2 protein-coding genes are annotated in these 12,708 nt (G+C 57.3%); both read left to right on the forward strand.

Annotated features, from left to right (window positions below; translation table 11 throughout):
* The first annotated feature begins 19 nt into the window (after positions 1-19).
* Positions 20-4,351, forward strand: a complete 4,332-nt coding sequence (locus tag M655_RS13745) for a type I polyketide synthase (RefSeq protein ID WP_286086019.1) — start codon at positions 20-22, stop codon at positions 4,349-4,351.
* On the forward strand, positions 4,344-12,632 hold the full coding sequence (locus M655_RS13750; RefSeq protein WP_026557204.1) for a hybrid non-ribosomal peptide synthetase/type I polyketide synthase: 8,289 nt from the start codon (positions 4,344-4,346) through the stop codon (positions 12,630-12,632). Before M655_RS13745 ends, M655_RS13750 begins: the two co-directional genes overlap by 8 nt.
* Positions 12,633-12,708: the final 76 nt, after the last annotated feature.

The raw sequence follows: 12,708 nt of genomic DNA on the forward strand, positions 1-12,708 counted from the left end.
AACGGGAGTGAGTGGAGTGGTGGATGAAGAGTTGATCCATTCAAAAATCGCCATCGTCGGCATGTCCTGCCGCGTTCCCGATTGCGATACCCCTTCGGCTTTTTGGCAAAACATCGTCCGCGGCGTGGAATCGATCAGGACGTTTCGCGACGAGGAATTGCAGCAGGCGGGCGTTCCGGCTGAGCTGCTGAACGACCCGCACTACGTAAAAAGAGGGGCCGTCCTCAAGGATACGGCGTATTTCGACGCGGGCTTTTTTCGTTACACGGCCAAAGATGCGGAAATTACCGATCCGCAGCACCGCGTCTTTCTCGAATGCGCCTGGGAAGCGCTTGAGGATGCGGGCTGCGTCCAGGATCTCGAGCGACGTGTGGTGGGCGTGTACGCCAGCTCGTGCCTCAGCAGCTACGTTTTGCGCCTCTACGAAGATCAGGCGCTCGTGCAGAGGCTCGGGCACGTGCAAATCGGCATCGGCAACGAAAAAGACTTTTTGGCCTCGAAAGTGTCGTTCAAGCTCGGCTTGCGCGGCCCTTCCGTCAACGTGCAGACGGCGTGCTCTTCCTCGTTGGTCGCGGTCCATTTGGCCAGCCAAAGCTTGCTGAATGGCGAGTGCGACATCGCGCTGGCGGGGGGCGTCACGATCCGCAGCGAGCAGACCGCAGGGTATGTCTACCAAAAAGAAGGTATGGTTTCCCCGGACGGGCATTGCCGTGTCTTCGCGGCCGACTCGGCGGGGACGGTTTTCGGAAATGGCATCGGCATCGTCGTCTTGAAACGCCTGGCGGATGCCATTTCTGATCGCGACAACATTCAGGCGGTCATCTGCGGCACGGCCGTCAACAACGACGGCGAGGAAAAAATCGGCTATACCGCGCCGAGTCCCATCGGCCAGGCGCAGGTCATTCACGAGGCGCTCACCGTCGCCAACGTTTCGCCGCGAGAAATCAGCTACATCGAAACGCATGGAACCGGAACCGAGCTGGGGGACGCCATTGAAATCAAGGCGCTCAAAGAAGTTTTCCAGACTGAGGCGGCTGCGCCCCAGTTTTGCGCCATCGGGTCAGTCAAGCCGAACATCGGCCACCTCGATACGGCGGCAGGCATCATCGGCCTCATCAAGACGGCGCTGGCGCTGAAGCACCAGGTAATCCCGCCGTGCATTCGCCATGAACAGCCGAATCCTAAACTGGCCTTTGAGCAAAGTCCATTTTACGTGAACACCAGGCCGCGTGCCTGGAAAGACGTCAGCGATTCGCCCAAGGCAGGCGTCAGCTCTTTTGGTATTGGCGGGACGAACGCCCACGTTGTTCTGGAAGAAGCCCCAACTTATGCTTCCGATGCTTCCGCGAGACAGCACCATCTGTTTTTGGTTTCAGCCAAAACGGAGAAGGCACTCGCGAATACGTGCCGGAAAATGGCGCAATTTTTCCGCATCCAGCCTGCACTCTCCCTTGCGGATGTGTCGTTTACGTTGCAGACGGGGCGCGCTCATTTTCCCTATCGGAAAATGGCGGTTTGCTCTTCCTTGGGAGAGGCGGCCCGTTTGCTTGAAGCAGCAGAAACCGCCACGGCAAGCAGCAGCGGGCAGGAGGAGCTTCGCGCCGCTTTTTGGTTTTCCCCGCAAACGCAAGCGCTTGGCAGGATGGGGCGCGAGCTGTACCAGACGGAACCGCGCTTTGCCCGCATCGTGGACGGCTATATCCACAGCTTGTCAAAAGAAATGCCGGATATGCCCAGCTTGGAGCGCCTTTTGCCGGGAGCCGAGCGCGCGCAAGGTGACGACGCGCTTGACCCATTGCCTGTGGAGTTGAGCCAGTTTTTTTGCCAAAGCGCTTTGGCCGACTTGCTGGTTTCTCTCGGAATCAAGCCGCAGGTGGCGATGGCAGACGGGGCGGGTTTGTTTTCGGCTGTCTATCAGACGAAGCTGGCAACGATGCGCGACCTTGCGAAAATCATCGTCCTGAAACAACAGTGGCTGCGCGCAGCAGAGGAACAACAAGGCCGGATCGAGGCAGAACTGGCTTCGCTGTTGCGGACGATGCCGGTGGGCAGCGCAGAGTATGACATCTTGTCGAGCGGGATTCCCGTTACAAGCGAGCAGGTACGCCAACCATGCTTTTGGCTGCGCACGACGCAAACATCCGCTTTGCCCGCAGCGACTCCGCCCAGCGAGAGCGATGTTCACCTCGTCATTGGCATCGGGATGAAGCAGCCGAATCGGCCGGAATCGCCGCTTCCCGTCATCCATCTGCTGCCTGTGCATGACAGCGCGGAGTCGGCGGAGTGGCGCTTTGCCAGCAGCTTGGGCGAGATCTGGCTGCAAGGGGCCGCGATGGATTGGAAGCAACGCTACTTAGGCGAGAACCGGAACCGCCTGTCGCTTCCCACGTACGGGTTTGACCGCGACAAGTACTGGTTTGCGAAAAAAGAGCGCACCGACCAGCCCCAGCATAACCTTTTTTGCAAAAACGAGGTGGAGAAGTGGTTGTATCGCCCGGTGTGGAAGCAATACAGCGGGTCTGGCCGCACACGTACAGAGGGAGAGCAGCCTGAAACCTACCTGCTATTTTCCGATGCGAACGGAAGCGCAGAAGGCGTCAAGCACGCCCTGCAAGCAAAAGGCAAGCGCGTGTGTACGGTCCAAGCCGGGCAGCAATTTTCCAGGCTCGCCCCGGACAGATACGAGGTTCATCCGGAAGAGCCGGAGCAATATCTTACGCTGCTGCGGGAAGTGTTTCAGCCGGGACAAACTTGGAAACTCGTGCACATGTGGAGCTTTTCAGCCGCGTGTACAGACGCTTTTCCGACTGGGGAGTCGCCGGGCTTTTTTCATTTGCTGCACCTGGGAAAAGCTTTTGGCATGCTCGATCCCGCGCAGTCCGTCCAGCTTTTCGTCGTTGCGCCTGCCTCCCAGTCCATCACCGGGAACGAAGCGTTGGCGCCCGAGCATGCAACGGCGCTCGGGGCCGTGCAAGTAATCCCGCAAGAATTTGGCCATGTCCGCTCGGCTTTTCTGGAAATGGAGGCGGAGCGGTTCGAGAAGCTGGAGCAGCTCGGCATCAAGCTGCTGGTGGAAGAGCTATTGAAACAGGAGCCGGAAAAAATGCTCGCCATCCGCAACCGTCATAAATGGATACGCACGTTTGAGCGGCTGCGCTTGGACTCACCGGAAGCGGCACAGCCGGGAAAAGGCGGCGTGCATCTGGTTCTCGGCGGCTTGGGCGGGATTGGCTTGACGGCCGCGCGTGCGTTGACACAGCAGGGAGCGGCTGCGATCGTTTTGACAGGGCGCTCGCCTTTTCTGCCGGAAACGCAGTGGGCGGCATATGTGGCGACTACTCCGGCGAGCGACCCGCTGCACCAAAAAATTCGCGAGCTGATGCAGATGAAAGCCTCGGGTGCACAGCTTCGTCTGTACCAGGTCGACGTCAGCGACGAAGCACAAATGAAGGCTCTTCTGGAAGAGGTCGAGGCGACTGTCGGACGGATTGACGGAATCGTCTTTTCTGCCGGAAGAGTCGTGAGCGATTTTTTTCAGCATGCGATTCCTCATATTCGTCGCGACATGTGCGAAGCGGAGTTTGCGGTCAAGCAAAAAGGGCTGCTCATTCTCGAAAAACTCATCAGGGAAAAAGAGATCGGGTACTGCCTGGTCAATTCCTCGCTTTCCTCGATACTCGGCGGGATCGGACTGGTGGCCTATACGGCTGCGAACCAGTTCATGGACAGCTTCGTGCAAAAGATGAACCAGGTGCAGCAGCGAACCAGATGGATGTCTGTCGGCTGGGATGCCTGGAACTTTTCGCTTGCCGATCCAGCCAGCCGCACAGCAGGAAGCGAGCGGCTGGAGCAATTGATTTCGCCCGCAGAAGGCCGCCAACTGTTTGCGCAATTGTTTTCCCTTCTGCACGAGGAAGAGCATGTCATTGTGTCCACGACAGACCTGGAGCCGCGGCTGGAGCAGTGGCTAAACCGCCCTCGCTACAAGGCGGAGGAAGGCCAAAAACAGAACGGCAGAGAGATTCCGCTGGAGCAGTTGCTGCAAGAGACGATTCAGGAGGCGATCGGGCAGACGAGCATGGGCCTCGACGACAATTTCTTCGATGCCGGGATCACCTCGCTCGATATGGTGGGGATCAACGACATTCTCCAGAAGACGATCCAAAAGCCTGTTTTGATCTCTTCCTGGTTCGAATATCCGACCATCCGCAAGCTGGCCGGGTATTTGCAAGCGGAAGACAGCGAGAAAGCGACAACCGATCGCGGCTTTGATCGCTCCGAAATTGTCCACAAAGGGATGGATAAATTAAAGCTGCTGCGACAAAAAGGAAAGGAGGTACGAAATGGCTGACACGCGCAACTTCAACGGCCTGGAAATCGCCGTGATCGGCTTAGCCTGCCGCTTTCCGGGAGCGAACAATCGCCAGCAATTTTGGAACAACCTCAAAGACGGGCTGGAGTCGATCACGTTTTTCAGCGACGACGAGCTGAGAGCGGAAGGCGTACCGCAAGAGCTGATCGAGCATGAAAACTACGTCAAGGCTGGGGCGACGCTCGATCAGTTTGAATATTTCGACGAGCGCTTTTTCGGGTACAGCCCGAAAGACGCACTGGTCATGGACCCGCAAGTTCGGCTGTTTCACGAGGTCGCCTGGGAGGCGATGGAAGACGCGGGCTACGTCCCGGACAGCTACGCCGGATTAGTCGGCGTATTCGCCGGAGCGTCGAGCAATTACAACTGGAATGCGAGAGTGTACGCCTACGAAGGGGAGCACCGGGATCTCTTTTCCGAAATCCAGTTGAGCAACAAAGACTTCCTCGCCTCGCGCATTTCCTACAAGTTCAACTTGAAAGGGCCGAGCTTGACGCTCACCACCGCGTGCTCGACATCGTTAACCGCCATTCACGCCGCCTGCCGCAGCCTGCTCAGCGGCGAATGCGACATGGCGATTGCCGGCGGCTGCTCGATTTTGATTCCGCACAAGAGCGGCTATTTGTATGAAGAAGGGCACTTTTTGTCCAAAAACGGCCAGATTCGCGCGTTTGACGAAGCGGCATCCGGCATCCTGTTTGGCAACGGGGTCGGCGTGGTCGTGCTGAAGCCGCTGGAAAATGCGCTCGCGGACAAAGACCATATATGGGCGATTATCAAAGGAAGCGCCGTCAACAACGACGGCAACCGGAAAGCGGGATACATGGCTCCGAGTGTCGAGGGCCAAAAAGAGGTCATCCAAAGCGCCTTGCAGCTCTCCGATGTCGAGCCGGAGAGCATCTCGTACGTGGAAACGCACGGGACGGGCACACAGTTGGGCGATTCCATCGAGTTTACGGCGCTCAAGCAAGTTTTTCGCGAGCGGCAAAGCAAATGCGTCCTGGGCTCGGTCAAAAACAACATCGGCCATCTGGATGCGGCATCAGGCGTGGCGGGCTTCATGAAGACGGTCCTCGCCCTGAAGCACCGCCAGATTCCTCCCATGATAAATTTTGCCAGGAGCAATCCGGCTTTGGACATGGAGAACAGTCCGTTTGTCATCAACACAACGCTGCAGGAGTGGAGCCGTGGCGCGCATCCGTTGCGGGCGGGAATCAGCTCGTTTGGCGTCGGTGGGCAAAATGCACATCTGATTGTCGAGGAAGCGCCAGAGTCCCGCGAATCGGCCGATGACGAGGAACAGCCACAGCTCGTTTTACTGTCCGCGCAAAACAGCGAGTCGTTGGCAAAAATGGCCGACAACCTGGCGAAGCACATCGCGGAGCATCCCGAAATCAGGCTGCGAGACGTCGCCTATACGCTTCAAAAGGGCCGAAAATCATTTGAATACCGCAGGCAAATCGTCTGCGAGAGCAGGGCCGAGCTGATTCGCGCCTTGACGGAGAATGGCTCCCGGCAATCGTCGGCTTACCGCGCAGATGGAGCGCCTGGGCAGATTGTCTTCCTGTTTTCCGGCCAAGGCTCGCAATACGTCAACATGGGGCAGGAGCTGTATGAAAAGGAGCAGATTTTCCGGGAGAGCCTCGATCATTGCTTCGCGCTTCTTAAGCGCTATTCCCCGGTCGATTACCGCTCCATTCTGTTCCCGCGCGAAGAGCAGCAAGAGCAGGCCAGACAGGCGATCGCCAGCCTCGATCACGGGCAAGTGATTTTGTTTGTGTTCGAGTACGCGTTGGCTCGGCTGTTGATGGCGTGGGGGATTCACCCGGATGCCGTGATCGGCTACAGCCTGGGCGAATATATCGCGGCGACCATCGCCGGACTGTTCACGCTGGAACAGGCGCTTCAGCTCGTGCTCAAGCGCGGGGAGCTGTTTCGCCGACTGCCCGATGGAAAAATGCTGAGTATTCCGCTCTCGGTGGCGGAAGTGATGCCTTTCTTGTCTGACTCGCTGGAAATTGCCATCGACAATCAAACGTCCTGCGTAGTCGGCGGCCCGACGCATCTGGTGCTGGAGTTGGAGGAAAAGCTGAGGCAGGACAAACGGATGTGCACGCCGCTGCCATTCCCCAAGGTCATTCATACGTCACGGGTCGAAGCGATTTTGGACGACTATCAAGCGGTCTTTCAGCCTGTGGCGTTCCAGGAATTGCACATTCCTTTTCTCTCCAGCGTGACAGGCGACTGGGCAGAGCAGGCTGACTTGGCAGGAGCTGACTATTGGCTCCGGCAGCTAAAAGATACTGTGCAGTTTACGCGGGCGTTGCAGACATTTGCCGATCGGCGCGCCGTCTTGATCGAAATCGGGCCGGGGCACGACTTGAGTGCGCTCGCCAAACGGGCGTTTGACTCTCAAGCCGGGGCGGCTTCGGCTCCTGGGCAGAAAATACTGAACCTGATCCCGTATGCCAGCAGCAATGTTTCCGTGCGCCTGCATCTGTACAAGCGGCTCGGCAAGCTGTGGCAGTACGGCGTGAACATGGACTGGGACAAAATCAATCCGCATGGAAAGCGCATCCCGCTGCCGACCTATCCTTTTGTGCGCAAAAAGTTTTGGCTGGACGCGCCTGTGTTGCAGCCGCAAGCAGCGAACGAGCCGCAGCAGTTGGTCAAAAAGCCGTTTAAGGACTGGTATTACGTGCCGTCGTGGAAGCGGCATACGCCCGTCTTTTCGGCCAAAGACCGCGCCTACCAACGGAAGCGCAGGCTGATTTTTGCCGAGCAGTCCACCGTCGGCGAGCTTCTCGCGCAAAAAGTGCGGCAGCTAAGCGAGCAGTGCATCACCGTTTACAAAAGCGGACAGCGGCAAAAAATCGGCGACGGCGAATTTGCGATCAATCCGGGCCGGGACGAGGATTACGACTGGCTGTTCCAACAATGGAAAACAAGTTCGTTTACGCCGGATGAAGTCATCCACATGTGGAGCTTGGGCGATGAACGGGAAAGAAGCGGAGCGCAGTCCGGGCTGGAGGCGGCTCTGGACAACGGCTACTACAGCTTGCTCGCCATTGCCAAGGAATGGGGCAAGCATTTTTACGGGCGTTCGCTGGAGCTGAAAGTGTTGGCAAACGGGGTGTGCGCGGTTGCCGATTTCGGCGGGCTGAACCCGTACAAGTCGCTCCTGCTGGGGCCGATTCGCGTTATTCCGCTCGAATACCCGGCCATTCGTTGCAGCTTGTTTGACAGTGATTTCCAGCCGGAAGCAAACGATCTGGAAAAGGCGCTCGATTCGTTCGTCCAGCCGTTTTTGGCGCAAGCATGGAACGGTCTGGTGAGCTATCAAAACAAACAGTTTTGGCTGCCGACGCACGAGCCCGTCTCCTTTGCTGCCGAGGACAGCATGGAGCTGAAGCCGGGCGGAACGTATCTGATAACAGGCGGTTTGGGCGGGATCGGCCTCGCTATTGCCGACTTTTTGGCGCAACAGGCGCAAGCCACCTTGATTTTGGTCGGCAGGACGCTGTTTCCTCCGAAAGAAACATGGTTAAAGCTACTGGCAGCAAACAAGACCGACGACGAGGTAAGCCGGACGATTCGGCGGCTGTGCGCGATCGAACAGGCGGGCGGAAGCGTTCAGCTCATGCAAGCGGACATCAGCGACAAGCGCCAGGTGGAAGCGCTGCTGAAAAAAGTGGACGGCCTGGGCGGGCAACTGAATGGAGTAATTCACGCTGCCGGAGTGGCCGACGGGGAAATGATTCAACGCGCCACGAGAGAAAGCGCGAAAAAGCTGCTGGCAGCAAAGGTTGACGGCACGACGCTTCTGTATGAGGCTGTGCGCGACAGGCCGCTCGACTTTTTGATCCTGTTTTCGTCGTTGAGCGCGTACATTCCGTCTATCGGGCAAACGGGCTATTGCGCCGCCAACGCGTTTCTCGACTCGTTTGCAAACTATTGCCATGGAAATAAAAGTCATTTTCCAGTGGTGTCGATCAATTGGGAGCGCTGGAAAGGGACGGGCATGGCACGGCAAATCGAGGAGAAGCATCGCCAGTTGACGGGGGAGGAGCTGGCCCATGCGATTACGGAAGCGGAAGGGATTCGCCTCTTTTCCAGAATTGGCGCGACTTCGCTTCCGCAGGTTGCCGTCTCAGCATACGACCTGAACGAGCTGGTTGCCCGGTACCAGGACGCGGAAATCCCCTTTGTCGCCGAGGGCTTTGATGATCGGCAGCGCGGCAGCGCCGAGACGTATGTGCGGCCCGATTTGACAACCGAATACGTCGCGCCCCGCGATGAGCGGGAGCAGCAGATCACAGCCGTATGGGAAGCCCAGTTTGGCGTGCAGCCGATCGGCGTCCACGACAGCCTGTTTGAGTTGGGCGGAGACTCGATTATGGCCTTGTCCATTGTGGGAAAAATTCAAAAGCTGTGCAACGAGCGCATCCCGATGGCCTATTTTCTCCATCATCCCACTGTCGCCGGGCTGTCTGCCTACTTGCAGCAGACGAGTCCCCAACAGGCGGGAGGCGTTCACGTCGCGCCGCGAAAAGACCATTATCCGCTGACATCGGTTCAGAAGCGGGTGTACTTCCTGCAAAAGATGCACCCACATACGACGGTCTACAACAACCCCGGCGTGTACCAATTGGATGGCGACGTGGATGTTGGCACGCTTCAGGCCATTTTCCAAAAGCTGATCGAGCGCCATGAGATTTTCCGCACGTCTTTTGGCTTTGCGGGGCAAGAGGTCGTGCAGACGGTTCAGACGACCGTTCCATTCGCCATCGAGGAACTGGCGCTGCCGGAAGAAGGAATGGCTGCGGCGATCTCGGCTTTTATCCGGCCGTTTGAGCCGGAAAAGGCACCGCTCATCCGGGTTGGCTATGAACGAAGCAAAAAGCTGCTGCTGATCGACATGCACCATCTGATCTCGGACGAGACGTCGTACCAACTGCTCATTCGCGATTTTCTGGCCGTTTACAAAGGCGAGGAATTGCCCGCTCTGCCCGTGCAGTACAAAGATTACGCCGAATGGCACGCGGCGCTGCGAGACACGCCTGCTTTTGCCAAACAGAAAGCGTACTGGCTGGGACAATTCGCAAATGGCGAGCACGAGACAAAGCTGCAACTGCCGACGGATTTCAAGCCGCCGCTCGTCCAGAGCTTTGCGGGAGATTTTCTTTCCTTCCGGATGGATGCACGCACGACCGAGCGCTTCAAGCGCATGCTGAAACAAGAGGCGGCCACGCTCAACATGGGGCTGCTGGCGCTTTACGCTGTCCTTTTGTCCAAAATGTGCCAGCAGGAAACGATTATCGTCGGAACGCCTGTCTCAGGCAGGAAGCAGACGGAACTGGAAAACGTCATCGGGCCGTTCGTCGATACCGTCGCCTTGAAGCTGCACGTCGATGCTGCCGCTTCCTTTTCGCAATTGCTGCAGCTCGTCAAGCAAACGATTTCCGCTGCCCTCGACCATCAAGATTATCCGTTCGAAGAGTTAATCAGCAGCCTGGACATTCAGCGCGATTTGAGCCGGAATCCTCTGTTCGAAACGATGTTCAGCTTCCGCGACGTGTACGACAAGACGGACCAGATCGGCGGCGTGCAGGAGATTACTTCGTTTTACAAGCATAAAACAGCCATGTTCAGCATCCGCTTTACCGCCTGGGAGGAAGGGGCGCAAATCGGGTGTGAGCTGGAATACTCGACGAAGCTGTTTGCCAAAGAAACGGTGGAGCGCATGGCGCGCTATTTTGCACAACTCATGCAGGGTGTGGTAGACGAGCCGGACGCAGCACTGTCAGCCGTAGAGATCATGTCCGAGCACGAAAAACAGCAGGTGCTGGTCGGCTTTAACCAAACGCGGCAACAGGTGGACGCAAGCGACAACGTCGTGTCGCTGTTTGGGCGCCAGGCAAAAACACATCCGGACAAAGCGGCGGTAACGCTCGGAGAGTCGTCTTTGAGCTACCGGGAATTGGACGAGGCAACAAACAGGCTGGCCCGGTATTTGCAAAAACGCGGGGTGACGCGCGAGCAGCCTGTGGGTATCTACACGGAGCGGTCGCTTGAGATGGTGATCGCCATGCTGGCCGTCCTGAAAGCAGAGGGGGCTTATGTTCCGCTCGATGCCAGCATTCCGTTTCAGCGTGTGCAGCAGATTCGTGAAGAAGCTGGGATCGACGTGATGATTTCCACGAGCGATTTGCTTACTCACGGCAAGCTCGGCTGCCAAAGCCTTGTGCTATTGGATCAGGAGTGGAGCGAGATCAGGCAAGAGTCGTCCTTGGCGCTGTCTTCTGCAATCGAACCGGCACAGACGGCCTACATCATCTTTACGTCCGGCTCCACAGGCAAGCCAAAAGGAGTCATGGTTCCGCATCGCGCCTTGAACAACTTTTTGCTGTCGATGGCGAGCGAGCCGGGGATGACCGCGCGAGATAAGCTGCTGTCGGTGACGACCTTTTCTTTCGATATTTTCGGGTTGGAGCTGTTTTTGCCGCTCATCGCCGGGGCGACCGCCGTACTTGCCAGCAAAACCGAGATGGCGGATGGCAAGCAGTTGAGCCGCTTGCTCGAAACACACGGGATTACCGTGATGCAGGCGACGCCAGCCACGTGGAAAATGTTGCTCCGCTCAGGCTGGGCGGGCAGTCCGCACCTGAAGGCGCTCTGCGGCGGAGAAAGCCTGCCGACAGACTTGGCCAAGGAAATGCTCGGCAAGACAGGCTCCTTCTGGAACATGTACGGGCCGACGGAAACGACGATCTGGTCGACGATCGCCGAGATTACGGATGCCGGGCAGCAGACGATTGGCAAGCCGATCGCCAATACGCAAGTCTATATTTTGGACAACGACAAAAAGCCCGTTCCCGTCGGTGTCTATGGAGAAATGTATATAGGCGGCATCGGTGTGGCAGCCGGGTATGTGAACAATCCGGCGCTGACGGCCGAGCGGTTTGTAGCCAATCCTTTCGAAGGCGACATACACCCTGTGATGTACAGGACGGGTGACATCGCGCGCTTTTTGGCGGATGGCACGATTCAATGCGCGGGCAGAATCGACGACCAGGTGAAAATTCGCGGCTTCCGCATCGAGCTGTCCGAGATCAAGGCGGTCATTTCCTCCTATCCGGGGATTTGCGACAATGTCGTCGTGCTGGATTCGCTGGCGGAACGTGCCGGTACGTCCAACAGGGCTGACGAGAAAGGATTGACGAGCTACCTGGTGCTTGTGGCAGGGGCCTCGGTTCAGATCGAGGAGTTGAAAAACTTCCTGCTGGAACGGCTACCCGCCTATATGATCCCGCAGCAATTTTTCGTGATCGAGAAAATTCCGTTGAACCATAACCGGAAAGTCGACCGCAAGCAACTCAAGTCGCTGCAACAAACCAAACTGGTCAGCGCAAGGCCGTTCAGGCAGCCGACTACCGAAGCGGAAGAACAGCTTGTCGCCATTTGGAAAAAGCTGCTGCATCTGGAGGAAATCAGCACATCGGATTCGTACTTCGATCTGGGCGGAACATCGCTTGCGGTAGTGTTGATGCAAGAGCAGATAAAGGAACGATTCCAAATCGAACTGCATGTAGCGGATATTTTTACCCATCCAACAATAGAGCGGCTGGCTGCGTGTATCGAGTCGACGATCTCGTCTGCACAAGGAGAGGAAAGGCGGGGGATTTCGCTTCCGGCCCACTACTTCCTGTCGGCGAGCGACCCGGGCGAAAGTATCCCTTTGGCGTTGGAGCTGCCACAAGCGACGGCAAAGGGGTTGTTCCAAATCGCCCGGCTTCACGAGATGCAGATTGAGGAAGTGATGCTCGCGCTGTTGTTTTACTTGCTCAAACAAGTGGCGAACGAAGAGAGCATCGCGATCCATCTGCTGGACAAACGCGAGCAGCTCCGGCAGGTTACGGTTGACTTTTCCGGCATGACTGATTTTGACTCGCTGTTCATGACGGTCAAGGAAAGCATCCGGGAGGGACGCCATCAGCCACTCCTGTCTGCTCCCCCGTACCGGGCCGGGCGGGAGCAGGACAAAACGATGTTGCTCTTGTACCCGCTCATTCCTGCCGCTTCGCGCGGCGCAACGTCGTCTTTCAACGCAGTCTGGGGCTGGGAAGTCGGCAGCGGGGAGCGGATCAACATTTATTTGGAGTATGACAGTCTGCTGTTCAAAGCGACTGAATTGAAAAAATGGCTGCAAGGCTTTGCCCATTTGGCGAAGCAGCTAGTGTCGCGCGTCGTCCATACGTAAGTACTGCCTGCCGCCGGGCGTGCGGGTGACCGCCTTGTAGCGCATGTCTTGCCTATTGCATCCGATCCATAAACTG

The sequence above is a fragment of the Brevibacillus sp. NSP2.1 genome (assembly GCF_000470975.2).
GTDB classification, from domain to species: Bacteria; Bacillota; Bacilli; order Brevibacillales; family Brevibacillaceae; genus Brevibacillus; species Brevibacillus agri.

Coding starts and splice junctions, on each gene's coding strand:
- M655_RS13750 (WP_026557204.1), top strand. CDS start 4,344: ATGGCTGACACGCGCAACTTCAACGGCCTGGAAATCGCCGTGATCGGC.